This is a genomic window from Ruegeria sp. CK3 (genome assembly GCF_056536565.1).
Genome location: NZ_JBQFPV010000015.1, coordinates 1 through 26,021, shown reverse-complemented (window position 1 = coordinate 26,021; position 26,021 = coordinate 1). Strand labels below are relative to the sequence as shown.

Below are 26,021 nucleotides of genomic sequence, written 5' to 3'. Positions count from 1 at the left end.
AGTTGAGGCTGGCATTGTCCAGATACACTCAAGCCAATACGTGCTGCTTTGCCGTGCCAGGGGACATATGGGGGACAAAGCTATGAATTCTTGCTTTGAAACGAATGAGAACAAGAATAGAACATATGTTCATGAGCAAATGGCCCAGAACAATTCCCTTCGACCTCAAATGCAATTTGGAAAGCATTCGCGAATACCGCAGCGCTCCATCACTACAGGATGATTGGGGTGTGATCTTTGAGTGGTTGAACCAGCACGGGATCCAGCCACCAAAGCATCCGCTGCCTAGAGAGCCAGAGATCAAACACCAGAGAGGTCGAAACTGACGCTGCCTAAGCCTCAGGCGTCATTTCATCTATCATTTCTTTGATCACTTCCAGCACGAGTACGTTGGCATTCTCGCGCCCGACAAATGTATAGCCATGTTCCCCCAGAACAGCGACAGAGCTACCCTCCGAGTAAGTAAGCGTTGCTGGTGCGAACAACCTTACTGTGACCGCCCCATAGCAAGTACCAACCTTTGTACGCGCGCCGTTGACCGAAACGTAAAAGTCCAACTGTTTTCTGGCTTCAGCATCTTCACCTTCAACGTAAATGGAGTGACCAAGCTCTCTCAGCTTGTCTTGCGCATAAGTCTTCGCCTCACCTATATTGGTCCAGCAGCCACCGACAGCTTCGTCTTGGACCACGACCTCAACGCCTCGCATATTATCGGGCGTCACTACGTCCTCCAAAACCCAAGCCTGGGCAGTCGTTGGTAAAACAGGTGCAGCTACAGCAGCGACAAATGCAATTGGTGCAAAACGTTTCATCGATATCCCCTTTCCACAGCAGTCAAAATTCACATAGGAACACATATCCCAATCGGCATGTGAGTTGCTGACATATTCAGAGCAAAAGGCTGAAATGATGGCAGGAACCAAAAAAAATCCCGCGCTACCGAGGGATGGAAAGGTGAGCGCGGGGAACAGTTTGGGGTAGATGAGTTACGTGCCCGGGGGACAACTGGATGAATTTATGCTCGATTGACAAAACGAAGCGATTTCAAACTGGCCGGTATGGGTTCTCCGCGACAGGCAGCTCTGTCAATCTTGCCCGTACCGATTGGCTCGCTTTGCCTCGGAGACGCCAACGGCAAGAGGCCCGTTATTTTCAACAGAAATCCAAACAAAAGCCGTTTGAACCATCCTCCAGTTTGCTCCAAATTCCACGAATAGAGCGTCCAAAAGATAAATTCGGAATACATTTTCCAAGTTCCGCTCAGGCATGCGAAAGATACCGTGTTTTAAACGGAGTTTTGCATTGAAGCGTATTGTATTGGCTAGCTTTCTAGCGGTTTCTCTTTTGCCTTCCATTGCGCAGTCTCAAAACGCTGACACACGCGCGCCTACTCAAACCTTTTGGGATCGAGCCAAAGCCCTCAGTGAACCTAACAGACTAAACGCAGCCTGTTGTAGGGTTTGCCGGAAAGGAAAGGCGTGTGGGAATAGCTGTATAAATCGGAACTATACTTGCCGCAAAGGACCGGGTTGTGCCTGCGATGGCTAGCGGCATTCCACAAAGGTTGTGAAGCTGGCAGCCAAGTTGGCAACTTCCTCTGGCTCCAAGTGCTTGTCGTCCAGACTGAGAATCGGATTTATGGCATTTTGAGCCAAGAACAGCTTTGCAATCTCTCCTCGCACAGCGAAGTTTACATTTTGCGGCGTATCACCGAGGGCATCAGCTACCACTCGTTCATTCAGTTTTGCGACAACCACTCCGACCACCTCGCCATCAGATGCTAGCAAAGGACCACCTGAGTTGCCGCTTTGTATGGGGCTTGTAATTTGCATGGTGCTCAGGTCGCCACCCAAGCCCTTCAAAGAAGAGACGGAACCGCGAGTAACGTTGAGCCCTCCGAGGAGACCCGCATATGGGTAACCAACAGCGGTTACGTCTGAATTCAATTTGGCCGGGCTAGCCGAAAAAACGGCGATTCCCCTGTCTCCCGGTGCGTCGTACTTTAGTAGCGCTAGGTCGTACTCTTCGGATGAAGAGACTACCGTGGCGGGCCTGTCGTCTACGAAAACTTGTGTGCACCCGCTTACGACATGCTGGTTGGTAAGAACATGTCCAGCCCGTGAGACAATAAAGCCGGATCCTGCACTTCCTTGATTGCCCGAGTTGGAATCCTTCGGATCTTCGTTAGTTTGCTCATCCGCCTCTTCGAGCGCAGCGACCACTTGCTGGATCACCCTGTCAAGTTTGCCGTTGTTTGAAATATCCAGTGAATTGGCGCGGCCCTTAGAAATACTAGAGGCCACTGCACCCAAAATGTGGCCGTCTCGTTCGCTCGCTGACAGCATAACTGTTGACCAACCCCCATTTACGAAATCCGACCTGGTATAGAGAGTGGAGCCGTCTCTTTTTGTTGCCGAGGAAACGGCGAGGTTGTTTTTTCTAACTGTGTAAGGATCACCCCCCAACTGATGAGATTGGACTGTAAAGTTGTGAAGATTCTGGGCAATTTCGACTGAGTGAATTCCAAAAGAAATAGAAAAGCTGCTGTTGGAGTGACGATAATTCAGAAAGTAGTCGGTATCGGCTTCGCGACGAATAGCGTTTCCAGGCCAAAGGAAAGATAAGCCCAAGCCCTCAAAGTACTGGATATCCCAACCGTCTTGGGAGATACGCTCGAATAGCGTCCACGCCAGAAACGCCATGTGCCAGTCTTCTGGAGCCGTTTCGAAAACGTCGCGAGAATAGCTGTCTAGCGCTCGGCTGCTGATTTTGCCCCACGCTCCATCCAACAGGCCATGATAGTGACCCTCAAATGCGAGTGCAGTCTGCAGAAACCGCTTGTCCTCGTAGCTGAGATTGCTCGCGTCAAACCCTTGCAGCAACGCCTCAAAGTCTTGCGCGCGTGCCATCGAGGGAAAAACCACAAAAGCAAGGACAATACTTGCAACGAAATTTCGGAAAATTCTCATTAACCAACTCAACAGTCTGCACTCTTTCGGTGGTGTTAGTTTACATGCAGAAGTGGGCATTTCTAGGACGGCAATGATTGGTTTTTTGTATCGTGTGAAGAATCAAACATTGCTGGAACCTTTCGCGACCACCAAAGGTGGCTCCTTCGGAAACGACCTGATATCGAACCACTTGAAACAGGTGCCGTCTGGATTGCGCTTGTCGCCCATATGCAAAAACGCCCCTGCCGTCCTGTGCCGTATCAGCGCCGCTCTGAACGCCCTCAAATCTATCAACCACCAGTTACGGATAGTCTGCCCATCTGGCCCCGCATGGCCGTAGAACATCCAGTCTCCATGGCCGTTCACTATCTTGGATAGCTCCGTTTCTGCGCCTGTCGGCAGTTTTGCTCTGATTGTGAACTGATGCGGGTATCTGTCGGCGAACCCGTGGCGTCTCACCCTGGCTGCAATCCGCATGTCTTTGGCGTCCAGCATCAACAAGTCTGTGGCATGAAAGTGGTCCAACGGATCCGGCGCGGCCTGAAGGATGTGGCTGCCAATGATGCTCTTTATCTGAGGCAAGAACTGATCCGACCAATGCCGATTGACGCTGTAGAAACTCATATCCAATCTCACAAAAGAAAACGAGCGCAGAGAAAGTCGCGCCCAGTAAAGTTGCTATTTTATGCGGCTTCTTCTTTGACTTCCTTCAAGGCTTGTTTTGCCGCCTCGATTGTCTGTTCCATCGGGGCCAAGCCACTGATGTAGGCCTTCATACCAATCTCGATTGCTCGCATTTGCTCGTCGTCGAGCAGTTTCAGATTCTCCGCGATTTGCTGCTCGTTTCTCCGCGATTTCCGGAACGCTACAGCCATACCTTTCGGGTCGCCACACGCCAGCCAGTCGATGGAAATAGCCTCTTCCTTGCACCAACTAAGAAACACGTCGTCAATCAGGATATCGCCGTCTTCGTCGTAGCGCAGCCCTGGGTCAGGTAGTTCGAACCATTTGCAGAACGCCTGTACTCGCTGCTCGCATGAAGCCAAGTCTCCATGGTCAGCCATGAAGAATTCAGGTTGAGCGCTATCGTTCGCGCAAACGCGTTGTTCAGCCATTGCTGTTTCCTCCGATTGTGATATGATCCTTTGGGATCAATATAACATTTGATCCGAAGGGATCAAGGGGCGAAATGACTGGCAGACAAATTCAAGCAGCAAGAGCATTGCTAGGATGGTCTCAAGCAGACTTGGCACAAGCGGCTGAAGTATCAATCCCGACTGTGAAGCGTGCCGAAGGCTCAGGCAGAATTCTTGCTTCCGCAAAGGCAATTGAAGCAATCGGTTTTGCGCTAAGAAATGAAGGAATATTTTTTCAAGAAAACGGAGATGAGACTAAGGGAATTGGGGTTTCTTATGACCAAAACCACGAGAAAAAACCTTAAAAAGAACAGACCAAACGTCCTTGCAATGCGAAAGAAGGCGAAGACAACTGTTTTGTTACCCAGCCCACGCACGAGCCAAAAAGACGGATGGTTCGAGAGACATTTTAAACTTCTTACACCAATCGCAATTGCTGCAGCTGGCTTGCTTATTTCTTTCACTCAGTACTTGGATTCAGTGAAAAAACTAAAATACGAGCGCTCGACAAATACAGTTGAACAGTTTGAAATAGAGATTGATATTCTTACAAGTTTCATACTCTTTTTTCCGCCTGAGGATAGTGACAGCTTTGAGTGGGCGCGTACTGGGCTCACGCACAAGGACAAGATTGATCGATTGAATGCTGACTACGCGGCTTCAGAGAAGCTGCTTTCGATCAAGGACCCTCCCGTGAGAACGCAGGACTTGTTCCCTATGAACCCCAATGCGTATGCAAGAGCTGCTCCGGTCTCACTGAGTATCACTCAAGAAATAAGATTTGCTCACTCCAGACTTCTTGATTTGGCTGAGACTCCTGAGTTTTCGCCGATCCTAGCAATGCTGAGAGAATTTCAGCGCTGCTTGAATAGCGGTGATTGCGATGGTGTTTCTCTATGCGCTCGCTTGTCTCCACTTCTCTATACTTGGCGCACGTATCAGGGACGCATTGATAGAGGTATTGACGAATGGCGTAAAAATTCTCCGCATCCAGCTCAGATTGGGATTGTAGCTCAACTGCAGGGACTTACCGAACTGTGTTCTTCCGGTCGAGCTTGACTTACACACTAGGAAATCTCGTGCGCCAAAAGAAAAATTACGTTCATCCCAGGCTAGATTGAAGCCCAAAGAAGTCAATTCTTAGACGAAGGCGATACAGCCAATGGGGTTGATGTGGCGCTTTCAGAGGCAGGCTCTAAGTGAGTTTTGCGGCCTACACATTGAGGACCGCAGCGATATTGCGATTGGCTTCATGCAACCCGCATCATCAAAACCATAGCCAAACAGGCACAGCCAATGCCTGCCAGCTCGCGAATCCCAACATACTCGTCGAAGAAAGCCCAGCCAGCGCCGCATAGAATAATCAATGATAGCATTGAATAAGCTACTGCGGCTTGCCCAAGCGTCACATGACGCATGGCGAAATACCAAAGAATGGCAGAGCAGGCATAGAGAAGGATGCCCACAAGCATGGGCGGAGACGTAATCGCCCTAGCTCCATCCGCTGCAACCTTGATGAATAGGTCTCCTGCAATGACCACTGCAGCGGTGAACATAGAAAACAAGAATCCATAAAAAACGCTCATAACAGCTCCAATAAAAAACGCTGAAATTAATGCCGCGCGAAATACATGCGCCTAAGCGACTATCGTCCGCTATGAGCAAGCTTCTGTCAAACGCGCCGGAGTCAACCACCATTGGCGCATGTGATCCGCTTCACTGACGGATCAGGCGGAACCGTGCATTCTCTTGGTATTGATGAACTAGCGTTAGTGTATTTGAGAACGCGAGTTTTTCTCCTCCCTGTTGGACTAGGGCGCGCTTGTGGTACGGCGCGCCCTTTTTTGGCGTTCTACTCTAGACCGTTAATGATGATGGTGCCCGTGACCGTTGCTGTAATGATGGTGATGCCCTTGACCGCCGTCGTGGTGGTGATGTGGAGCAGCCTGATGAGACGGAGGGGAGTAGTATGGCCCGAATTGACACTCAGGGTCTTGAGGAGCGTGGTAGCAATACGGGCCTGGAGCCGGATGGTAAGGGTGGTAGTAGCGGTTCCAATATGCGTACCAAGGGTAGGCTTGGTAGTGGTTTTCCCAATACGCCTGACTGAATTCTACAATCGCTATACCAAGAGCTGCCGCAAGCACAGGGTTCATGACTTTCTTCGAGCCATCACTGTCAGTGAGAATGTAGTTTGACGATATCCAGCCGCGAGCGCCATTCCACCCGGTATCGCACCAGCTATAGCCTGTCTGGCAACCGTATATTTCGATTGTCGCGTCTTGCGGCAATGTGGCGACGACTGGATAGTTCGTGCTTGGACCGGCTCGCATGTGAACAGAAGTGGTCGTAAAACCTTGTGTTTGGGCTAGGGCTGAATTTGCTATCAATGGTACAAAAAATGCCACTGACAAGCAGAGAAATAAGTATCGCATAGGTTTTCCCAACTGCAAAATGAACTTGGGAAACTACATCGCCCAATCTAATTTCAGTCAAGTTAAACCCCAAACTACAGACAGAATTTGCACTACCAGTCAGCGTTAGGCTTCATGGCATGATTTTTGGGCGCGGGAGACGGAACGGTTGACGGGTTGTGGCGGTCAGCTCAGCGGTTTCGGTCGCAAACTGTTTATTGCCACGTTCGGTCATAGTGGAACCATCAGTTCCACTTTTCTTATGGGCGTCCCAATAGTGTTTTCGCTTGGCTAAATGCTCAACCTGATGCGTTCGGAACTCACGCCGACGCAGATGGCGGAGCATTTAGCCAAGCGGAAGGAGCTTTGGGAGGCGCGGGAAACCACGACAAATTGTCGTAGATTTGAAGGACGAGGCAACAAGGGCTTCGCTTCAGGTGCCGCCAGTTCAACAGGTGTTGATACTCGAACTGTTCAGTGCGCCGTCTCTCGCGCCGAAGGTGTCACACAGGAAGCCAGAGATGCCATCAGAGGCACAGAGCATGACAAGGGTGTGGTTCTGGATGCGTTGAAGAAGCTGCCTGCAACAGAGCAGGCAGAACATGCCGCCGACATCGTCTGCGCTGGCGGTCTTTTTGCGTTTGGGGTGGTTGCGTAAGAGTACGGAAGACCTCAAATATTGCTGTGATTAAAAAACAGGACTAGGGGCAAGAAATGAGTGATTTTCTCGATGGTGAAGGAACAAATTGCATCCGGTGTGATGTAGAGCTTGAAGTGAAGGCACCGAGTATGAAGGTCGCGGCGGGATGGGCAGCGAAGGCGCTACGGGAAATCGCCGACAAGCTAGAGGCTGACCAATACGACGACGGTCATCATGATGTGACTGATCGACACGGTAAAAAGCTCGGTGAGGTGTACTTCGATTTCTACGAAGAAATGCAGATTTAGGCGACAAGTAGGAGCAGGTGCTGAACCGTTTGATTGAGCGGTTGACGGAAAGGCTTTGGCGCAAGGGGCATTCAGTAACTGAGGAAATGGGCGTTCGCCGTATCAATGATGGGGATGAGTTAACTGAATTGGAGTTCATGGCGGCGGCTCGGGAAATTTTGAGTGAGCCAGATGGATCGCAATGAGGTGGCACAATGAAACTCGGAGACAGGGTGATAGCGACTTTCCCGGACGGCCTATTCAGTGATGTTGGAGAGATTATCGATGGCCCGGTCTTTCGAAACGGTATAGCAGCCTTCAAAGTGCGCCATGATGACTTTGACAACTGGGTTCCTGCTGATTGGCTCAAGCCTTTCATTCGGCCTGTAGATGAATAACGGGAGCAGCATTTGAAACACGAACGCGCAACACCTGGTTCAGCCGTCGCAAATGCCTATGCGATGCACGAAACTGATGCGGAAGCTAGCGCCGCTATGTGGGCGGGTTGTGCTCTCATGGCCATGCACGATGACAGGTCAGAGGTGTTTCGTGAGCATGCCGAGAGTTGGGCTAAAAAGCTTAGACCTCCTAGTAAACAAAAAGAGGCCGAGCATGACTGATGCTCAACGCCAGAAACTCCGTCAGAAGATTAAGGAGTGGCGTGCAAAAGCTGAGCCATCAGGTCCGCAGCATGCTCTGTGGGATACGATTTTCGACGCAGAGGCGCTACTCGTTGGGCGTGTTACGCTTCAGCCAGAAGAGAAGATTCTGGCGCTTGTCGAAGGCGGCGAGTAAAGTCTTTTGAGTGCGCGTTCCGAAATACATACTGGCCCTTAAGACCTTCTATTTGGTGGGCGCTCACACTTTTTCTCTTAAAACAGACGAAATCGAAGACAGGGTCATCATTGATCTGGAGCGTCTGGTATCGGAAGGTTTGGTTAGCCGAGATCCGCCGAAATCTGGTTCTGGCCCAACCTATCGAATAACTGAATTGGGCGTTATTGAACTGAGGGAATATGAAAAGCAAAATACGCAGTAAAGAAGCGCCCATGCACACCCTCCTGAAGGGCAAAGCAGAGGAAGCTGCGGATTTCCTCAGGGCGATGAATCACGAAGGGCGTCTGCTTGTGCTCTGTCATCTTTCCACGGGCGAGAAAGGCGTGAGCGAATTGCAGAAGCTGTTGGGTATCAGGCAGGCCGCTGCGTCTCAAATGCTTGCCCGGCTTAGGCGGCAGGATTTGATTTCTGATAGGCGTGACGGGAAGGAAGTTTACTACAGTATCAGCGACGAGCGAGTTTTGCGCATTGTTCGGGAACTACATGACATGTTTTGTGCTGATGAGAATTGAGGGCAACCCTGCCAATGCAAGGGTATAGCTAGTACCGACACCCCCAGAGAGGCGATGTTTAGACCACTGGGCGACAAACGGGCTGCGTGACAGCAACGTATCACCCTATTGCGCCTGACGGGCGTACTAGGGGCATGCGAGGCTAAATGCGGATCTGACCCTCATCGGGGAGCAAGATGGCATTGTGCTAGTTTTTCTCCGATTGCGACCTGATTTCACGAAACTTCTCTACTTCACGCAACACCCAACTATCTTTGTTGGAAAGCAGAACCAACAGACATACAACAGCAGAAGCTACCGAGACAGCTACCAATGTTCCCAGTGCTTTTTTGTCCCCAGGCTTTTGGGGTATCATTTCAACTAATCACCCGAATAATTCTTTCGGTTGCGATATCGTAGAACCACACAAATATCCATTCGCAATTTGCACGGAAGCCGCTAAACAGCGTGTCGATGTGTCGAATGACTTCAGGGTGAACGCCGTTTGCGTGCGGCGCGTTTTCTACAACCTTCTGAGCAATACTGCGCATCTACCCTGAGATAGTCGGGCAGTTCATCACCACACCAGTGGCAAGCCCAAGTGCCACCCTTCACACGGCGTAGCATGGTCTTTGCCCTCTCAATCCGGTTCCCCAGGTTTCCGGTCCAGAAATAGCACTCTGCCATTGCAACAAAGCCGCCTTCCTGTTCCTCTATCCAAACTGTCCCCGGTTCCGGTCCCGGCATTTTGCACCTCGTTTTTTCCGCACCCACAGACGGGTCAACCTGTTGAATTTCCGCCTCTGTTAGAGGCTAACTCTCCAGTGGGCTGTACAGTCTGCGCCCCAGTGCCCATCTTTGGTGTATGACTGTTGCTGACCTATCCATTTTTCAACTCTACTGCGTGATTGCTGCGTCTGCTTCGATATTTGCGGCGTTTTGCTGGGCGCTATTGACTGTGGCGAATGACACAGACAGGCAGCTTTCTTGGTTGGGCTGGGGCGCTCTCAGCATTGCTGCTTTAGCAATAGCGGTCGGCCCCGCATTGTACGGGGCTTGGATACTGTACACGGCCCTCTACTGACGCCTCATCATTGACTGCGCGGACCACAGATATTCAACCAATGATCCCTTAGTTTGCGTCGGGCTGTGTAGTGATTGCGTTGAGCATTAGCGCACGGGTGAGAATGCCCTTGAGGGGACTAGTCACTGATTGCGCCGTGCTCTTGATTTGAACGGGTAAAATCCCACCCGTCAGCATTTCAGCTACAACCGGGGCTACACGCGCCTCTCTGCCCGCTGTAGCCTTTCTGAGCAAAGCTCCTCCGCCATGACGTGCAGCCAGCGCAGCACCAGCGCCAATACCAGCACCCTGAAGGTCACCTGTCACCGCAAAGCCTGTGCCGCCACCTGCGCCGCTCAATAGGCCATGTTCGATGAGTTGGCGCGCCGTAGTGGAATTTCCCGTAAGCGCCCGTTGCGTGCCGGAAAAGATGCGTTCATTGGCAATCTGCTTTTGAACTATAGCCGCCCCCTCTGGCCCCAGCGCGACTTGCATAGCGTCCTGCTGTCGGCGTGGGCCAAAAAGCGCATCAACAACACCCGGCGTTTCCCTGCGGTTCTGAAGCTGGTCAATTTTGCCGGATGCGTAGCCTTGGGCAACTTCGTCAGGATGTGCCATTGCCGCCTTTTCGGCACGGCGGGTATAGTCTGCCGATACACGGGGTTTTGCACCCTCAGCACCGACGTTTACGGCATTCACGCGGGTGTGTGCGCTTGCTGCAAGTTCGCGAGCACCGCCATATTCGGGCATCAGGTCATCGATGCGCTGACGAACCTGCTTAGACAGCATTCCTGCGATTGCCTGCTCATTAGTCTGCGCCTGACCAAGAGAAGGGCGGGCCATGTCATCCAGTGCTTTTTTGGTCTCATCTAAAATGGCCAGTGCTGACGGCTCACTCTTTAAACCCACTGCCGCCAAGCGGTCTCTGGCTAGGCGTTCGCCTTGCTTCAGAGCCTTGCGCCCCATGCCCGTCCGAAACAGGTCATCAAAGGCACTCATGTCTATGTCATGGCCTAGCGACCGGGCCTCATCATAGGCTGCGTTGATACCGGGGCGGGTTTGCTTGCGAATACCAGACACCAAATCATCTATTGATTGCGGTACATCCATGCGGGAGGCTGTCAAAAGGCTATCAGTCAAACGGTCGCTCTGACCCGCCATACGGGCGTGTGAGGCTGTTTCAAGCATTTCGCGGGCCTCCGGGCTGGAATTGGCCGCAGCGCGCCCTAGAGCGCGCCCACGTTCGCCAAGAGCGTCAATAACCATGCCGTCAGGGCCTAGGTCGTCGAGCTTAGCCGCTACCTCTGGTGTTAGTGCCTGCTTTACCCGTGCTGCCGCCTGGGACGCTGGCGCTCCAAACCGGCGGGCTAGATAACCGTGCATTGCGGGAACGCTCGAAAGAATGCCGGAGGCTACACCACCTGTGACTGCGCCGATCCCGGCACTCGTCGCTGCGCCCTTTCCGCGCTCAACAAGACCGCCATCGGTGTGACCAAAGCCCGCCAAACCACCGTATAGCCCGCCGTCAGCCATAGATCCTGCAACCAATTTACCCGGAGTAGATGCTCTAGCCGCCAAGCTCAGCCCAGCTTTGCCGATCCCTGCTACGCCGGTTGCAAGCCCTGCCACATCGCCAATATTCGAAGCGGTTGGGTTTTGAACTCTTGCTGACTTTGAACGCGCTTGCTCCTCGGCAAGGTTTTCGCTGAAGCTTTCCGGTTTCTGTCCGAACAAACGAGGCGGCAAGCCGTAGGCCGCTGGACCGGCGGTTTTGACCAGTGCCTGCGCTTCATCGCCAAACCCGAACAAGGCCGTATCTGCTGCTGCCCTCGCGCCAGCCCCGATGGCCTCGAAGTCCCGAATATTGGCGCGCGGAACAATCCCGCTTTGACGTAAGCCTGTCATTGCCCGTTCAAACAATGACTGCTCGTAGGGGGCGACGGTTGAGCCATCGCCTAGAGGTTCTGCGCTGGCCTTGTCGGCATATTTTTCCCAAGGCCTACCTTCCGGTTTGCTTGGAACTTTTTTGTACTTTTCCCAGGGACCAGCCATCAGTTTACTCGCTCCCAGCTTTCCGGGTTTTGCGGATCACCACCGAGGAAACGGTAGCCGTCTTCGATTGTTCCGACTTTCGGCCCGCTGGCGCTCGATTGTGTTGCGACGGTAGTTGCCTCCACGGTGCCGTCCTCCAGCATTTGCCAACTTCCCTCACCATAGGCGAGATCCAGAGCAAGCTGGCGATAGGCTTTGGCAGCGCGGGTGTATTCTTCAGCACTGGTGGAGCTGTTCAAAGCCGTCACCGCATTCCCGATTGCAACACGCTCACCATCTGTAAGGCTGCCGACCGCGCCCCCTGTTGGGCTGTTGTCCCGCATGTTTTGAATCTCGGCGAGCGCTGCTGAGTCAGTGATTTGATTTGTACGGTTGCCAAAGTCTATCGCGTCTGAACCCGTAAGAAGCTGACCAACCCCTGTACGCCGAAAATCTCCAACCGCACCCGTGACCGGCAAGCCGCCGTCTGATATTTCCCCCAAGTTCAGGCCAATTGAGGTCAGGGTTGTTCCTAGTTTTAGTTTTGCCTGATTGTCTTTGTTGCTCGCTTTTTCGGTGGTCTGTTGCGTCTCAACTGCGGCGGGTCCGCCTGGGATAGGCTCCGCACGTCCGGCCTTTCGATCATATCGCCAGCCTTGGGGCAGGCCTGCATCCTTACCGTAAAGGTAAGGGTCAGGTTCGCCCCCACCAGTCGTGACGTTTACATGAGTTCCTCCACCGCCCACTTGGGTGATTTTGCCTGTGTTTGCGCCACTCAGCCCGCGTTGCCATGCCTTGCTTGCATCCAGGCCCAATGCACTGGCCTGTTCTGGCGAAAGTGACTCCCAGCCTTCAGGGGCTTTTGGTGGGGCAGCGACGTTCGGCAACACCCGCGTTCCATCCTCGAAGTAGTTGAAGCCGTTAGCGCCTTTGATGATGCGCCTTTGCATTGGCTCCTGCGGCATCATTGTCTTCATGATGAAGGGCGCAGCAATTGAGGGAGGCATTGCAGCAAGTATTTGACGCATGCCCGGTTCCATGCGTTCCAACGCCGGACCAATAGCCTCCTGCATTTGCTTTTGCCTGTCCTGTTCTTGCATTCGCGCATAAACCGGCGACAGGCTTGGCATCCGGCCAGCGTCAAGCTGTGAAAGCCCGAGGCCGATCCCCTGCATGATATTGGCAGTGCGGGGCGACGTATTGCCGAACAGCCCGCGTTTCTGCCCTTCTTTTGCTTCTCTGAACAACATATCGAATTCCCTTTAGTGTGGCCCGAACACGGAAGAATGGACCTCTAGCTGCCAATACAGTTGAGCGTAGACACGCAAAGCGGCCCTGCGCATTTGCGGGTCAAAGTCAGGTTCCAGAAATGGCTCCAACCAAGGTGACAGCTCCACCAGGTCAGGGGGAAAACGCTGCATCGCAATAGCCACCAAATGACCAGCGGCGGCTCGCGTTCTTTGCCTGTCAGACAGTCTATGCTGAAACTCAACTTTGTTTTGCATCGCCAGCCTCCTGCGCTTTGTAGGCTGTTAGTGCAGCGTGAAGAATACCCCAGCGCTGAACCTGGGCGTCTGCAATGCGTTTGCGCCCCTCCGCTGTTTTCGGGCCAGTAGAAGCGCCGCCATGCAAGCGACAGCGGCCAGTGCCGTTGACTGGCAGTTCCTGACACGGGCCGTCAGGCGTGCGGGCACCGCAGCGCTTAACCGTAAGAGTTTTCATGCATTCCATGCCGCTATTTCTCTGCCAATCTCAATGCTCCAATGGTATCATATTACCCCAAAAAAGCAAGAACAACATAGGAACATCCTCGTGCAAAATAGCTATCAGTCACGCCGCACTCGTTTCCGAGTTTGGGCAATCTCCGCCAGATATGGCCAATGAGTTGGGCGCAGAAATCAAAAGAAGGTTCACGCAGCGATCAGATGCGCTCTTCCAAAAGCGGACTTAACTTCAGATTGGCTCGTAGATTCTAATTTCGTGATCTTCGATTCTAAACACTTACTCCGAGAGCCTTGAATGCACGAGTTAGGTTTCGGTTTGCTTTATCTTTTTTGGCGTCCTTTGTAAGACCCTTCAGCCATCCATCGTTGATAGATTTTTCCTTAATGACACTCGTAATTTCAGCGTCTGCTTTCTTTACGATTTTCGCATGGGCCTCGTGAATTCTCTTCGCTTTAGGTCCAACAGAACCGTACTCTTTCAAAAAGACAAATGCTGTCGCTTCATGTGATGCAGTTTCTGGGGACTTCACGCGTGTTTTGAGTATGAACTCATAAATGCGTACTGACGCCTTGTGTGCCTTAACCAGACCTTGATACACCTTTTCCTGTTTCTTTGATTCCCGACTGTGGATCTTGCAGAGGAACCACCGATCCTGAAGCTTTTTACCGTACGCTTTGAGTTCGCTGACGTATTTGGTGCGCGCGCTGAGCGCTTCTTTGCTATCGATACCGTGCTTACTCACCATTTTGGCCCAATTTTCCCAAAGCTTTTCTTTCTTAGTGGGTATTTCTGCGTATGTGGCGGCAGCAGCGGCCTCGGTCGCCTTGACCCGCTTATCAAGCGACTTTTTAAGCTTTTCGGCTTCCTTGCTCGAAATACCGACTAGCTTCTTGAACTGTTCGATGTCGTCTGGACTTATCCCTGCCGCTTTTGTCACCGTGTTGACATTGTCGTACAGCGATTTGGCTTTGCCGTAGTAGTCGTGGCTTTTTTCTAATATTTCAATCGCTTCAATCGCGCTGGGCATAACAACCTCCAGAATTGGAATCTCTAACGTGAAACTTTGGGGGTCATGCACAATTTAGCACACAAATGTTGGGGCCTGTGTAACCCGCATCACTGACCATCCACGTGCGTCCTTTCTTAACCACTCATTAACTAACCTTTGAGCAAGCTCACTCGGAAAGCGTTAAGAACGGGTGCAGTGATGAAAAGCCAAATGCTCGTCCATCTCAAACAGGTCATTGCCGGAGACAAGAAGAGGTTCGGCAAGCTGGTCAAATACGATGGGCAAGGCGGTTTTTCAGAAGATGCGTTGCAAGGTCTGAAGGATCTGGAAGCCCGTACTCCACCACCTGACGCAGTTTTGGAACCGGCCTGTGCGCCTACCTATGTCAACCGTGACCGACTATCGCCCAAAAATGCTGCTGGTGGTGGTCTGGTTAAGGGGGATGACGGGGCCAAAAGGCCACATTACTGGGGGCATCGAGAACGGCTGAGAACTCGCTTCCTTAAGGGCGGTCACGCGCCAATGCCCGAGTACGAGCTGCTAGAGCTACTATTGTTCAACGCGATTCAACGGATTGACGTAAAACCACTGGCAAAGCGCCTCCTGGCTGAGTTCGGTGATTTGAATGGCGTCATTGCTGCGTCCAAGCATCGTATTCTTCAGGTCGAAGGTGCAACCGATTGGGTCTACTACCATCTCCGTGTGGTCGAGGCCTTCGGGCACAGGATGGCCCAGGCCCAAGTGATGAAAAGGGACGTCGTGTCATCATGGGAAGCATTGGTGACCTACTGCCGTACTGCCATGGCCCACCGAGAGGTTGAGCAATTCCGTGTCCTGTATCTGGATCGTAAGAACGTCTTGATTGCCGATGAAGAACAGGCACGAGGTACTGTTGACCATGTGCCAGTCTATCCGCGTGAAGTCGTCAAACGTGCTTTGGAACTCAACGCGAGCTCATTAATCTTGGTCCACAACCACCCATCAGGAGACCCGACTCCCAGCAAGGCAGATATCGAAGTGACTGAGCGCGTACAGGATGCCTGTGACACATTGGGCATTTTGATACATGACCATGTTATTGTCGGGAAGAAGGAGGAATACTCTTTCAAAAGCAACGGGTTTCTGTAGAGGTTTCCTCAAGTGGTTTTAAAGTACGGAAACTATATCGCCTCATGAAATACTTGATGTTTGCCATAGTTGTGTTTCTGGCTGCGCCAGCAATTGCGGGTTCCCTGCACGTCCGAGACGCTGACACAATCGTCGTAGACGGCACTCCGGTTAGGTTCCAAGGCGTTGACGCGCCCGAGCTGGACACACTAGCTGGTCAGGACGGAAGGCGCTGGATGGTGAACTATCTGCGTGGCAAATCCATACGATGTGAACTGACTGGTGAGAGAAACGGAGACCGCTTTATCGGGACATGCTATGCGGACGGCGAAAACATCAGCGCCGCTGTTATCGCCGCAGGGCATGCGCTAGACTGTCGTAGGTATTCAGGTGGCCGATACAGGCACCTAGAGACGTCAGCAGCGAAATCACGGCTCAAGCGGGCCGGTTATTGTAGGTGATGAACTGAAGCGAGTATCGGCGTCGCGGACATGTACGACTTTGCCTTCAAGCGTCGTTGCATGACCACGCAATGCTGCAAAGCGGCCCACTGCGAGAATAGCAGCTGTAAAAGTTCACTTCATTCTGCATCTCCCAAAGCCAGTAGTAGGAGACAGGCTAGAATAGGTGATCCTACAAAACTGATAAGAACCCAAATCAGTTGGCTACGATTTCTCCGTTCCGCCATACCTGCGGGCAGCAGGATATACAGCCAGACCAGGAAAAAGAACGCCAACGCTCCCGCGATAATTACAAATTGTTGGTCCATCACCAGCCGCCCATGTACTTAAGTTCGCCGGTTTCGAGGTTCATCGCATGAGTTGAGCCAACCCGCATATACATGTCGTTGGAGCCAAGGTGCATGAACATATCTTCGCTGCCCATACGCATATATGTCTGCCCATCAATGGGGTTCACCCAAACTGTTTGGGTATGAACTTGGGATGCTGCGCCGGAAGCCGTCGGAGCGCCCGCGGGCACAGGTGTGTAGGTCGGAGAAGGCTCAGTTTCTTCTACGGCGCAAGCCGCAACTGCCGTTAGTCCAATGATTGCTATCTGTCGGTTCATGCATCTAGCCCGCATCACTTGGTTAACACAAAATCTAATATTTCGTGCAATTACATGCATTTGAGTGACAGCCAAAAACGTCTTATTTTTTGCCAAAATTGCATCGCGCGTTCTTGCCGAAGATATCAGCAAGCGCCTCCCATTCGCCAGTGTGGTGAATTGAACACAATATCATGGTTTGCCAGGATACCGCGCCGTTCGATGCCTTTGCGGTAACTTATCATAACGCCAAAATTCACAAATGGTATTCAATCCAGTGGGGGCTAGACAGCGCGTCTGAGTAGTTGGCAGCAAGGAGACTATAAACTCAGAGCCGCCATTCGCTGCGCAGCGCATCAGTGACCGCTGTGCGGGCACACCGGACTTTTGCTCATGCGGCTTTCCCTTACGCAGAGAATGTTCGCGTCCGCAGCAAGTTTTTGGCGATGCAGCGGATTTTCCGTTTCCGGTCATTCAAAGAGGCAGATTTCGCCAGAAATCTGAACCTACCCTTTACGGGGGACTGATCCTACAGACGCACGTTTCTTTCAACGCGCGGCACAGGCTTTCAGAGACAAATTGCCAGATTTGTGTTATCTTTCCTGCAGATATTTTTTTGAGGAGTTTTAACGATGTCGCTTTGGAAATCTCTAGGCATTCTTGCCACGCTTGGTGTGACTACCACCGTTAACGCACAGTCCTTCACCCTGCCATTGCCACCCGTCAGCGAAGACGAGCGGCTGTTCGCCCTGGAATCCGCTTCCGACCAGGAAATCGAGGGCGCAGAGCAATTAGCAGAACTGCGGATGCTGCGAATGGCCGAAAGTCTCTGCGGCCCCGACGATATGCAGGACGTAGAACTCTACGACGGAACGCTGGGTGTGACACAAGAATTCGTCGCCAATCATGAACCGTCGACAGGCCAGATCCAGTGGCGCGATAATCTTGCCGACACCTTCGGCGACGGCGCGGGCAACGTCAGCGGTGTGAGATGGTGCACTGGAACGCTGATAGCCGATGACATGTTCCTGACAGCCGGACATTGCTTCGACCAGAACGATGATCCCTTCGGCTGGCAGACCCCCGCGCGGCTCGTGGACGGCGACAAGGTTCTGGCCGAGCCGGACGAACTGGCAACGCTGATGAATGTCAACTTTGGCTTCCAGATCGACGCCGCCACCGGAGATCTACGCGACCCGACCGTGGTGCCTATCGAGCAAATGTTGGAGTATCGGATCGACGGGCTTGACTTCGCCGTAGTGCGTCTCGGGCAGACCGAAAACGGGATGCTTCCCGGCAAAACTTTCGGCATTCGCGAGATGCACACTGCCGGAATCAGCGATGGCGATTCTCTCACCGTGATCCAGCACCCCGCCGGACGGCCGAAGAAAATCGAGGCGGGAACAGAAACCTTGGACGACGGCACCTTTGTGACCTACGGGGATCTTGATACGCTCGGTGGATCTTCAGGCTCTGGCGTTCTGAACGACGAAGGTCGGATCGTCGCGGTGCACACTAACGGCGGCTGTGGACCGTTCTCTGGGCAGAATCTCGCTCTATCATTGGCACGGATCGCCCAAGTCTCTGCCCACGTTCAGTAGCCCGACTCATCGCCGATCCAGATTTCAATGGTCGCGATCCGATCATCTGTCAACCGTGTGGCGTGGTTGACGAACGCCACATCGTTCTCCGGCGTCCAGCCGGGGCCCGGAGTCATGTAGGTATGAACCGCCAAGATTTCCGGCGCCTCTTCGAGAAAGATCGGCGAACCCGACATTCCGCCAGTGGTATCGATCAGATGATCCACCTGGAACTCCGAGGCGCGGACGATTTGCCCCGCGCCGCGATACTGTCTGCCGCGGGCGATAGCTTCGCCAGGGTAGCCGTGAATCACGGCCTCACTGTCGATATCGGCGTTGTCGAACGCCCTGAGGTCTAGAAGCCCGGTTTCCGCTCCTACCTCGCAATCGAGGAAAAGTACCGCAAGGTCGTAGTCTGGGTCCAGGTTGAGCCACTCCGGAAACAAGTTGATCTCCCGGACACCGCAGCTACCAAATGGCTGGATCGCGGCGTTCCGTCCTGGGATTACCACGTAGTCGCTGTGCCATTCGGTCGTATACACGCAGTGGCCGGCGGTCAGCACCGCGTCCTCGGCGACCATGGCGCCGCTGCACAGATTGTCTTCGCCGCGACCATCCACGTAGAGGATCTGCACGATGGAGCTCGATGGCGGATCGGTTGTCGGATTGACTGCGACCCGGTCGTCATCTCCTATGAGTCCGAATTTGGCGATGGCGTCGTCATCCTCGGTTGCCGGCTCCAATTCTACGTAAGGGGCAAATCCGGGCGCGGCGCGGGACAGGCGCTGGAGTTCATCGGCTGGAACCAGGCCCGACGCGCGTGCCTGCCCAGCGGGCACACGGCGGCGCGGGGCCTCCAAGTCGACTATGCTCTGAGTGCGCTCGTCCAGCCGGTAGATTACAGTTTCCACGGGTTCGGCCGAGGCTTGGATGGCGCGGGAAACCAATACAAAGTAGGCCGCAAGTCGGATCGACCCGGTCATTCGGGTAGCGACTGGATTAGAAACAGATCCTTCAAGCGCGAGTCGTGCAGCCGGTTCGGCACGTGGTTAGCAATCAACTCGAAGATTTCGCCGCTGCGGAACAACTCGGCGAGAACGTCGTCGATCCGGATGCGTAGGTCGTCATCGCCCAAGCGCACCGCGATGGCGTAGGGTTCGTAGGACAAGCTGCCTTGCCCTAAGACATGGCTCTGATTCAGCGAGTCGTTTGCAGCAAGGATCTCCTCGATCAGTTCGCGGTCGGCTATGTAGGCATCGAGCTTGCCGTCCGCCAGCGCCGCGGTCGCCTCCTCGTGACTTGGCAGCGCCAGGAATTCGAATGGTACCCCTCTGCCGCCGACGATGTCGCCGTCCCGCCATTTCTCGTAGATCGTCGAGCCTTCCAGAAAGCCCACCATCACCGTTTCACTATAGTCCTCGTTCTCCAAAACTGCCTTCGGCAACAAGAGAGCCGATCCAGTTAGGAAAGTGATGAGGCTGTATTCAACGCCGTTACGCCGCCGCTCCATGGTTACCGTGGTGGCTTCACACAGCATATCGCAGCCACCGGACTTCAGAACGTTGAACCGGTCCTCGGCCGTCACCTCAACTAGCTTGGGCTCAACTCCGCTCTTCTTGGCTACCCTGCGACAAATCTCTACGGAATAGCCCGAAGCTTGACCGGCCTCGTTCTTGTAGGAAAACGGCGCTGCGTCGGTCCGATAACAGATCGCATCGGCCACGGCGGCATCTATCATCCAGACCAATGCAAGCCCCGTAGCGACTAGCCCGCGACCTAGCACGTGGTGCATCCGGGGATCGTGCTGCAGTCAGTGGAATAACCACAACAACCATCGCAACAGCACCATTTCTCGCCGGTGGAATCGATAGTCAGCGTCGAGGACTGGGCCGAACAAATCGGCACTCCACCGGACAACAGCGGCACCACGGCCAGAGCAAGAATTAGGCGTGTCATATCATCGAATTCCTTTGATCATATCGTACATCTTTCCGGATCCCCCAGATCACGCAGTTCGACATCGGTCGAATAAAACATCGCAAGCATAAGGTGAGTCAGGTAATCGACCATGGTTTCGCGCCTGATGCCGATGGTCTCGGCCGCATCTTTCGTCTTTTGCAGTTTCTTGACGTGGTCGTAGAGCACCCCCTGCCAACTGGCGTATTCCATGTATTCGCAAATTACATCGATGACCCCGTTTGACAGGTCGACCCGCCGTTCCTCGCGTGACCTAAGCCCCCGACCGTTCCTCACATAAGCCTGGTTCACGTCCCAGAGGTCGATAACGATGGGATCGCTATGAAAGATCGGGGATAGATCGACGATGGCCTTCCAGACGCGAAGCTCCTCGCGGTCGGTCACGCATTTGACTTTCAGGACCACGTCGTTGAAGAGGGGCGCTTGCTTTAGAATGTCCAGTTTAGATAGGCCGGCATCGGTCAGGAAGTTTCGGAAGTGTAGCTGCGCGGGGTAACTCGCAAAATCTGCTTTGTGCTCCTCCCGTTCGTCCCTGAGGGCTTCGTTCAGATTCAAGAGCTTGTTGCGGTTAAGCGCCGTGTCAGTGTAAACCTCGATTTTCTTAGGGTTGCCGAGCGAGCCATAAGTGTCGGTCTCTTCACCGCAACTGGTGGTACGCACGATCGTACGGTCACTCTCCGAGAGTGCCTTGGCTACATTAATCATGTTGTCGGGCGGGTTCCTCAAAGTGCTGACAGCGAACAACGCCCGAAAGGTTTCCGCTGCGATCGACGGCGTTACCACCTTTATCTTCGTGGCGCGGCTTCTGATCACGCCATCCGGCCCTTTCGTACAGAGACTGTAATAAAGCGGACGAGGATATTGCGCCCCTTCACGTTCGGCATTGGGATGGTACTTGGTGGAATAGGCGTAAAACATCGCGCGCCGCACCTGACAGGCCGGATCTTCGTCGAGCGTTTGGGGATTCCGACGGACGACAAAGGGATCGTCGTTTTCCACTGCATTCTGCGATTTCGAGAGCTCCGCCAATTCCGTGTTGGCAAATTGCAAATCCTCGACATCCTCGGTCCTGAGATAGGAGAGATAGCCGGCGAGATAGGGCCAGCGATCCTTTGACACCGCAAGGATGGGCAGTTCTTCGGCCGGATCGCACCCGTCGTCGATGCGTTTGCAAACCTTGAAGACACCCACACCGCGGGCGAAGACGAAGCCCGCGTTCACCGGCGCTACAGCCTTACGGTCGATGATCACGCGTAATCCATATTCCGTTTGGAATACAGTCCGGGTCACACCGTTGATCGTGATGTCGTAGTCTGGCCGCAGTATCAGCCCCATAGGAAAGTAGATTAGCTTGGCCTCGGTGCCGCCCCGGCAATTGATCCATCGCGCCGGGCCGGTGTTGATCGTCACCCAGAATTCCGCCTGCTCAGAAAGTTCCGATGCCGGGCTCGGCACTAAGTTCCAGTCCTCGGCGGCCACCTCTGGGTACCTCAGGCCCACCCGACGTCGAAAGTGCGTAGTACAGGGATCTTCGTTGGCCAGTTCGCGCGAGATTACATCTTCGAGGGATATTTCGCTCGTCGCGTCATCCAACTGGGTGCGCGTCAGGAAGGTTTGGATCTCATTCTCGAAAGCCTCGACGGCGACAACTTTGTAGCTTGTTGGGATCGCATAGGTCTGCGACAGCCGCGCGCCGGCGGCGATGCCGATCAGTTTGCCGTCAATTGCCACCGGTCCGCCGCTCCAGCCCTCGGAGGTAAGAACGTCGGTTCCAACAAGTCCGTCGGCGTCGATCTCCACCGACTGAAGCGTACCAGTCGCGCGTTCCATTGCGCCGGTTCCGTTATTCGGAAATCCATGGGCAACCACCTGTTTCTTTTCCATCCCAGCAACGAGCCGGAGGAAGGGGACTGCCTCGAACACCTCTCCAGGCCGCGGCGTAAATTTCAGAACGGCCATGTCGAAGCGATCGGATGTGTGGGCGCGTGTGAGATTGCGCGTCGGGTCGGTCGCCGCTGTGCCTCGGACGCCCTTGCAGACAGCGTCGTCGTGATGCAAAATGTGTTGTGCTGTTAGAATCCGACCTTTGTTGTCGATCACAACGCCGGTTCCTCGCCGTGTAACATTGTTATGTGTGCATTCGACATAAACGACAGAAAGCGCTGAAACATCCTGTGCTGCCGTTGGCCCAACAGTGGTAGCTAAAGCACCGAAAAGAATGGCCGTTCTGAAAAAAGCATTTATCACTATTTCTTCCCCCGGAAATCAGAGGCGGAGACCCCTAAAAATAAAGGGCCAAGGGAAAGGTTATCATTCTTTAGAGGATTCTTCAACCTCACGTTGATAGATGCCGCGTATCTCATACTCAGGTGAGGATCACACAAGAGACCGCCAGTCGTATTCGGCTCGCCGCCTCTCATGGAATACTCACTGAATGTGGCCCGCCCCCTGCTGATCTTCATTTATAGCGAGAGTCTTCAGGTTTGTTTTGGGTGGCCTGGTTCCCCGTTTGGCGCAAGCGCGCCGGGCGCGGATATCTCACTTTTCTCAAGCGCCAGGCGCGCTTGCTGCAGTGTCTGGTTGGCCCGTAACGAGTGCGGTCTGATGGTTGTGCAGCCATATCACCCAAGGGCCAGCTTGTGTCGAGCACCTTGCAGACCGCCTACACTTCGTTTGGCATTTCAGCCACGGAAGCTGCAGGATAGATCCGCCCGGGAACAAGAGAAACTCTGATCAAGCCCCGGTTTCTGCGATAAAGCGTCAATACTAGGTGTTCAGTCCCGTCATCTGGTGAATCGACTTAGGATGAATCGATCTGGTTCTGATGTCCAGATTTTGCAGATGTATTCTTAGGGCGTGAGACCAGAGAGCGTCTTGATGCGACGAGCGAAGTTGTACGCATCAAGGAAGTCGGCCAGATGTGTGCGAAGCTGATCGTGGCTTTCATAGTGGTAGCGTTTGACGGTTGCGTCCTTGATCGTGTGGTTCATGGAGCTCAACCTGGCCATTAGCTGTGCTTTTGCCTGTATCGTGAGTTTGAACTTGTGCTAGTGGCATCCTTGCATGTGAAAATGACTAGGAACTGACTTGGTTGAAAGAAATATCGAAGTGCTCGAATTCCTGAACAAGAAATTTGGGGGGAAATACTGCCGAGAAAACAAAAGGCTTACGACATCGCTAAGCGAACGTCAGCTGAGCACTGCGTTCTGCGAACTTGTTGCGAAACGTCAAGGTTGGATCGAATTGAAAGCGATCCAAGTCAGTGGTGAAAATAGGGGACAAGGAATTGGGACTCAAATGCTCCAAACTTTGTGTGCCGCTGCAGATATGTTTCAGATAGAGCTATGCTGCACGCCAGCATTTTCTGGTGAGAAAAGAGAGCGGCTACAGTCCTGGTACTCAACATTTGGATTTTATGAGCAAGAATTGTCGCTAGAGCTTATGCGTGCTCCGGTGCCTATGTCCTAAAGCGCACAGCGGAGACGGGCGAGCCAGTCGCGGGCGCCCAACCAACTCCAATCAGATCCACTTCACATCCCATCGCAGTGTCACAGTCGCACCGACCCTTTTGCCGATTTGGATACCCATTTGCTCGAAACGGCGCATGAATTCGGCGCCTGTCTCACCATATTTACGCTCTAGGATCTCAGCCTCTTCCGAACCGGAAACACTAACGATGGCACGATGTGCGTTCTCTTCCAGATTTCGCGGATATTCGCCTTCCGTTGAGATGGGGGCACCGTTTTTGTCAAAGAACTGGCCTTCAGTGACAACGACCTTGAATTCGTTTTCTGATGCTGTTTCCAGTTTTTTGATACGCTTTCTCATGCTCATTTTGCTGCCTCCAAAGCCGAGATCCGGCGTTCGAGTTCGGTTGTTTCCAGCACCCGCCGATATTGCTCAACCAGCCCCATGACCGTTGCACCCTCCAATGGTGTCACTTCGCCCTGGGAAACCGCCTGTAAGACCGCCTGAGCGGCCTCTGACGCGTCGGCAGCGGATTTGATGGGCGGCAGGTCGAAACTAACCGGCGCGTCCTTCCTCGTAGGCGCTATCCGCTCCAAGCAAAGGCGCAAGGCCGTGCTGTCACCCTCTAGCGCCATTTCCACCGCCTTCTGCGTGATTGCTTCTGACTGCCCCTCAAGCAGCTCCTCAACCGCGCGTGTGACCTTGTGACGTGCTCCTCTAGGTCGTCCTGAGTTACCAGTTGCGAAAGTGCCGTCCGGGTTTCGCTCGTCCGTAGTCATGCCGTTTTTTCGGTCTGATTCATCCGTCATTGCTCATACCTCGCTTGTTGGATTGTTCGTTGTTTTCGGGCCGGAAGCCCCTTTTGACCGGAAGCGGTCAACATATGTAATTAATAAACCCCTCCCCCCGTACACTAGGACACCTCCTTTGCTGTGAGCAGTGAATGGACGTTGGGCAAATCAGGGCGCATGCGCAGAAGTTGATAAGTCCTATGACTGCGGCCAACCGAGTACTCCTTTGCTACTCCGAGAAGGCCCGCATGGCGGAGTGACGAGATAGCGTTTGAAAAACGGCGGCGTCCCAAACTGGTGTGACCAGCCTTCGCCATTCCCGCGTGATCCAAGGCAAATGTCTTGCCAGCGATATGGCCGTGGTTGGCAAGGAGAGTTGCCAATAGTGCGATGGCATCAGATGCGTTGTTGTAACCTGATAACTTGTCCAACGCGGCGCGGTTCATGCGAAACTCACTGTCGCGGTCTCGGAACACTTTGCCCTCCAGCCTCTTGGTCCAGGCCCAGTCGACGATTTTGCGAAGTTCAGTATCTGGCAACGTGGCAGGATCTTCGCATTCGTCATCACGGATGAAGGCTAGGTTGCCGAAGAGCTCTTCTGGGCCGTCGACCGCCTCCACCATTCCGATTGCGGCAAGGCTCAGTTCGCGGTTGCGGTTGCCTATCGTGATAGCTTCGGTGCGGAATTGCGTCGCGCCCGTTTCTAGTAGAATCGCGGGCAAATGGTTCACACCCAAAATTCCGGCTAATGGTTGATATGTGCCTCCATCTGGCCGGATAGAGTACGGTCCGACAACGTAGCTACTGGAGCCGCGCTTCACGTCTACAGGGTAGCCCTCGTTACGTAGTTTGGGTGCCTGCCCGCCAACATCCCTAAAGTACAAATGCACTCCACGCGGTGTGGACACGTGGACCGGAGACGCCCCGAAGCGCGCCTCCATGTCCTTTACCAAAGATGGGCTGTGTTCGTCGCAATCGACGACTGCTAGGCCATCTAGGCGAACCCCAAAACAGGAGCTGCCTTTGCCGTACATTGGTCCTAACACGCGCTTGAGTGGCAGGCGTGATGGATCGGCCAAGCTGAGAAGTGGGGACTTCCCGTCGACGCCACCTCCAAGCGGCAACAAGCTGTGTCCCAGTGAGTGAAGGCGGGACATTTCTTCAACCGGCACGCAGCCTGATTGGGTGTTGAGTGCTTCGTGACGTCCCATCTAGGCCACCTCCGCCTTGCTGAGCGCATCAATGAACTCAGGCAGCAATTCAGCCTTGAAGGCGACTCCTTGTTTGCCAGGTAGCATCTCTCCGTCTTTCGAGACGAAGAACACGCGGATGTTGATGAGGTCGTGCCCTTGGAAGTCATCTCGGCTGACACGGTATTCCTCGCGGCTGTTCTTGGGGATCTGGGTAATGAGGGCCATTAGCGACCCTCGCCGTAGTAAAGGGTTGCTACGATGCGTGCAGCGGCTT

Annotated in this window: 31 protein-coding genes and 2 pseudogenes; 12 read left to right on the top strand and 21 right to left on the bottom strand. The window is 53.5% G+C overall.

Annotated elements, in window-relative coordinates; genetic code table 11:
* Positions 1 to 332 precede the first annotated feature (332 nt).
* The 5 genes from ACR0C3_RS20855 to ACR0C3_RS20835 form a co-directional block, all read right to left on the bottom strand.
* Positions 333 to 812, bottom strand: a complete 480-nt coding sequence (locus ACR0C3_RS20855; protein WP_480760334.1) for a hypothetical protein — start codon at positions 810 to 812, stop codon at positions 333 to 335.
* Between the two features lie 273 nt (positions 813 to 1,085).
* On the bottom strand, positions 1,086 to 1,355 hold the full coding sequence (locus ACR0C3_RS20850) for a hypothetical protein (RefSeq protein ID WP_480760333.1): 270 nt from the start codon (positions 1,353 to 1,355) through the stop codon (positions 1,086 to 1,088).
* Positions 1,356 to 1,544: 189 nt separating this feature from the next.
* A complete protein-coding gene (locus ACR0C3_RS20845; protein WP_480760332.1) occupies positions 1,545 to 2,969 on the bottom strand; it encodes a S1C family serine protease in 1,425 nt (474 codons plus the stop codon).
* Between the two features lie 102 nt (positions 2,970 to 3,071).
* Positions 3,072 to 3,575: a hypothetical protein gene (locus ACR0C3_RS20840; RefSeq protein ID WP_480760331.1), complete on the bottom strand. Its 504-nt coding sequence runs from the start codon at positions 3,573 to 3,575 to the stop codon at positions 3,072 to 3,074.
* 59 nt (positions 3,576 to 3,634) lie between these two features.
* Positions 3,635 to 4,066 carry a hypothetical protein gene (locus ACR0C3_RS20835; RefSeq protein WP_480760330.1) on the bottom strand — a complete coding sequence of 144 codons (432 nt, stop codon included), beginning with the start codon at positions 4,064 to 4,066 and terminating at the stop codon, positions 3,635 to 3,637.
* 74 nt (positions 4,067 to 4,140) lie between these two features.
* Between ACR0C3_RS20835 and ACR0C3_RS20830 the strand changes: the two genes are divergently transcribed.
* Positions 4,141 to 4,392, top strand: a complete 252-nt coding sequence (locus ACR0C3_RS20830) for a helix-turn-helix domain-containing protein (RefSeq protein WP_480760329.1) — start codon at positions 4,141 to 4,143, stop codon at positions 4,390 to 4,392.
* Positions 4,364 to 5,146, top strand: coding sequence for a hypothetical protein (locus ACR0C3_RS20825; RefSeq protein ID WP_480760328.1), 783 nt, complete (start codon positions 4,364 to 4,366; stop codon positions 5,144 to 5,146). The genes ACR0C3_RS20830 and ACR0C3_RS20825 overlap by 29 nt, the downstream gene beginning before the upstream one ends.
* A 191-nt stretch (positions 5,147 to 5,337) precedes the next feature.
* Here the strand turns inward: ACR0C3_RS20825 and ACR0C3_RS20820 are convergent, their stop codons facing one another.
* Together ACR0C3_RS20820 and ACR0C3_RS20815 are read right to left on the bottom strand one after the other, a co-directional pair.
* Complete coding sequence (locus ACR0C3_RS20820; RefSeq protein WP_480760327.1) at positions 5,338 to 5,673, bottom strand: hypothetical protein; 336 nt, start codon at positions 5,671 to 5,673, stop codon at positions 5,338 to 5,340.
* A 279-nt stretch (positions 5,674 to 5,952) separates the two neighbouring features.
* Positions 5,953 to 6,420, bottom strand: a complete 468-nt coding sequence (locus ACR0C3_RS20815; protein ID WP_480526930.1) for an SH3 domain-containing protein — start codon at positions 6,418 to 6,420, stop codon at positions 5,953 to 5,955.
* A 388-nt stretch (positions 6,421 to 6,808) separates the two neighbouring features.
* Here ACR0C3_RS20815 and ACR0C3_RS20810 point away from each other — a divergent pair, with 388 nt between their 5' ends.
* From ACR0C3_RS20810 to ACR0C3_RS20785, 6 genes are all read left to right on the top strand, one after another.
* Positions 6,809 to 7,159 carry a hypothetical protein gene (locus ACR0C3_RS20810; protein ID WP_480760326.1) on the top strand — a complete coding sequence of 117 codons (351 nt, stop codon included), beginning with the start codon at positions 6,809 to 6,811 and terminating at the stop codon, positions 7,157 to 7,159.
* Between the two features lie 56 nt (positions 7,160 to 7,215).
* Positions 7,216 to 7,449 (top strand): hypothetical protein, encoded by a 234-nt coding sequence (locus ACR0C3_RS20805; RefSeq protein ID WP_480760325.1) that lies wholly within the window; start codon positions 7,216 to 7,218, stop codon positions 7,447 to 7,449.
* Between the two features lie 17 nt (positions 7,450 to 7,466).
* A complete protein-coding gene (locus ACR0C3_RS20800) occupies positions 7,467 to 7,634 on the top strand; it encodes a hypothetical protein (protein ID WP_480760324.1) in 168 nt (55 codons plus the stop codon).
* Between the two features lie 9 nt (positions 7,635 to 7,643).
* Positions 7,644 to 7,826 (top strand): hypothetical protein, encoded by a 183-nt coding sequence (locus tag ACR0C3_RS20795; protein WP_480760323.1) that lies wholly within the window; start codon positions 7,644 to 7,646, stop codon positions 7,824 to 7,826.
* A gap of 214 nt (positions 7,827 to 8,040) precedes the next feature.
* On the top strand, positions 8,041 to 8,223 hold the full coding sequence (locus tag ACR0C3_RS20790; RefSeq protein WP_480760322.1) for a hypothetical protein: 183 nt from the start codon (positions 8,041 to 8,043) through the stop codon (positions 8,221 to 8,223).
* A gap of 221 nt (positions 8,224 to 8,444) precedes the next feature.
* Positions 8,445 to 8,777 (top strand): ArsR/SmtB family transcription factor, encoded by a 333-nt coding sequence (locus ACR0C3_RS20785; protein ID WP_480760321.1) that lies wholly within the window; start codon positions 8,445 to 8,447, stop codon positions 8,775 to 8,777.
* A 1,111-nt stretch (positions 8,778 to 9,888) separates the two neighbouring features.
* Here ACR0C3_RS20785 and ACR0C3_RS20780 read toward each other — a convergent pair.
* From ACR0C3_RS20780 to ACR0C3_RS20765, 4 genes are all read right to left on the bottom strand, one after another.
* Positions 9,889 to 11,724 carry a hypothetical protein gene (locus tag ACR0C3_RS20780; RefSeq protein WP_480760319.1) on the bottom strand — a complete coding sequence of 612 codons (1,836 nt, stop codon included), beginning with the start codon at positions 11,722 to 11,724 and terminating at the stop codon, positions 9,889 to 9,891.
* A 146-nt stretch (positions 11,725 to 11,870) separates the two neighbouring features.
* Positions 11,871 to 13,100, bottom strand: a complete 1,230-nt coding sequence (locus ACR0C3_RS20775; protein WP_480760318.1) for a hypothetical protein — start codon at positions 13,098 to 13,100, stop codon at positions 11,871 to 11,873.
* A gap of 238 nt (positions 13,101 to 13,338) precedes the next feature.
* Positions 13,339 to 13,572 (bottom strand): HGGxSTG domain-containing protein, encoded by a 234-nt coding sequence (locus ACR0C3_RS20770; protein WP_170379274.1) that lies wholly within the window; start codon positions 13,570 to 13,572, stop codon positions 13,339 to 13,341.
* Between the two features lie 271 nt (positions 13,573 to 13,843).
* Positions 13,844 to 14,602 (bottom strand): hypothetical protein, encoded by a 759-nt coding sequence (locus ACR0C3_RS20765; protein ID WP_480760317.1) that lies wholly within the window; start codon positions 14,600 to 14,602, stop codon positions 13,844 to 13,846.
* A gap of 192 nt (positions 14,603 to 14,794) precedes the next feature.
* Here ACR0C3_RS20765 and radC point away from each other — a divergent pair, with 192 nt between their 5' ends.
* Both radC and ACR0C3_RS20755 read left to right on the top strand, forming a co-directional pair.
* Positions 14,795 to 15,712, top strand: coding sequence for a RadC family protein (radC, locus tag ACR0C3_RS20760; protein ID WP_480760315.1), 918 nt, complete (start codon positions 14,795 to 14,797; stop codon positions 15,710 to 15,712).
* Positions 15,713 to 15,756: 44 nt separating this feature from the next.
* On the top strand, positions 15,757 to 16,152 hold the full coding sequence (locus ACR0C3_RS20755; RefSeq protein ID WP_480760314.1) for a thermonuclease family protein: 396 nt from the start codon (positions 15,757 to 15,759) through the stop codon (positions 16,150 to 16,152).
* A gap of 307 nt (positions 16,153 to 16,459) precedes the next feature.
* Here the strand turns inward: ACR0C3_RS20755 and ACR0C3_RS20750 are convergent, their stop codons facing one another.
* Complete coding sequence (locus ACR0C3_RS20750) at positions 16,460 to 16,759, bottom strand: hypothetical protein (RefSeq protein ID WP_480760312.1); 300 nt, start codon at positions 16,757 to 16,759, stop codon at positions 16,460 to 16,462.
* Between the two features lie 611 nt (positions 16,760 to 17,370).
* Here ACR0C3_RS20750 and ACR0C3_RS20745 point away from each other — a divergent pair.
* On the top strand, positions 17,371 to 18,339 hold the full coding sequence (locus tag ACR0C3_RS20745) for a trypsin-like serine peptidase (RefSeq protein ID WP_480760311.1): 969 nt from the start codon (positions 17,371 to 17,373) through the stop codon (positions 18,337 to 18,339).
* Here the strand turns inward: ACR0C3_RS20745 and ACR0C3_RS20740 are convergent.
* From ACR0C3_RS20740 to ACR0C3_RS20720, 5 genes and pseudogenes are all read right to left on the bottom strand, one after another.
* Positions 18,333 to 19,301 (bottom strand): trypsin-like serine peptidase, encoded by a 969-nt coding sequence (locus tag ACR0C3_RS20740; protein ID WP_480760309.1) that lies wholly within the window; start codon positions 19,299 to 19,301, stop codon positions 18,333 to 18,335. The genes ACR0C3_RS20745 and ACR0C3_RS20740 overlap by 7 nt on opposite strands.
* Entirely contained in the window at positions 19,298 to 20,041 is a 744-nt protein-coding gene (locus tag ACR0C3_RS20735; protein WP_480760308.1) for a transporter substrate-binding domain-containing protein, read from the bottom strand. Before ACR0C3_RS20735 ends, ACR0C3_RS20740 begins: the two co-directional genes overlap by 4 nt.
* 251 nt (positions 20,042 to 20,292) lie before the next feature.
* Complete coding sequence (locus ACR0C3_RS20730; RefSeq protein ID WP_480760306.1) at positions 20,293 to 22,395, bottom strand: S1 family peptidase; 2,103 nt, start codon at positions 22,393 to 22,395, stop codon at positions 20,293 to 20,295.
* A gap of 377 nt (positions 22,396 to 22,772) precedes the next feature.
* A pseudogene (locus ACR0C3_RS20725) lies at positions 22,773 to 22,952 on the bottom strand (IS3 family transposase); the annotation flags it as partial.
* Positions 22,953 to 23,061: 109 nt separating this feature from the next.
* A pseudogene (locus ACR0C3_RS20720) lies at positions 23,062 to 23,304 on the bottom strand (integrase core domain-containing protein); the annotation flags it as partial.
* 78 nt (positions 23,305 to 23,382) lie between these two features.
* Between ACR0C3_RS20720 and ACR0C3_RS20715 the strand changes: the two are divergent.
* Positions 23,383 to 23,763, top strand: a complete 381-nt coding sequence (locus tag ACR0C3_RS20715) for a GNAT family N-acetyltransferase (protein WP_480760305.1) — start codon at positions 23,383 to 23,385, stop codon at positions 23,761 to 23,763.
* Positions 23,764 to 23,814: 51 nt separating this feature from the next.
* Here the strand turns inward: ACR0C3_RS20715 and ACR0C3_RS20710 are convergent, their stop codons facing one another.
* The 4 genes from ACR0C3_RS20710 to ACR0C3_RS20695 form a co-directional block, all read right to left on the bottom strand.
* A complete protein-coding gene (locus ACR0C3_RS20710) occupies positions 23,815 to 24,129 on the bottom strand; it encodes a hypothetical protein (protein WP_480760304.1) in 315 nt (104 codons plus the stop codon).
* The gene (locus ACR0C3_RS20705) at positions 24,126 to 24,572 is read right to left on the bottom strand and encodes a DUF5681 domain-containing protein (RefSeq protein ID WP_480760302.1); all 447 of its coding nucleotides are present in this window, start codon (positions 24,570 to 24,572) and stop codon (positions 24,126 to 24,128) included. Before ACR0C3_RS20705 ends, ACR0C3_RS20710 begins: the two co-directional genes overlap by 4 nt.
* 104 nt (positions 24,573 to 24,676) lie before the next feature.
* Positions 24,677 to 25,765: a bifunctional DNA primase/polymerase gene (locus tag ACR0C3_RS20700; protein ID WP_480760301.1), complete on the bottom strand. Its 1,089-nt coding sequence runs from the start codon at positions 25,763 to 25,765 to the stop codon at positions 24,677 to 24,679.
* On the bottom strand, positions 25,766 to 25,972 hold the full coding sequence (locus ACR0C3_RS20695) for a transcriptional coactivator p15/PC4 family protein (RefSeq protein ID WP_480760300.1): 207 nt from the start codon (positions 25,970 to 25,972) through the stop codon (positions 25,766 to 25,768).
* Positions 25,973 to 26,021: the final 49 nt, after the last annotated feature.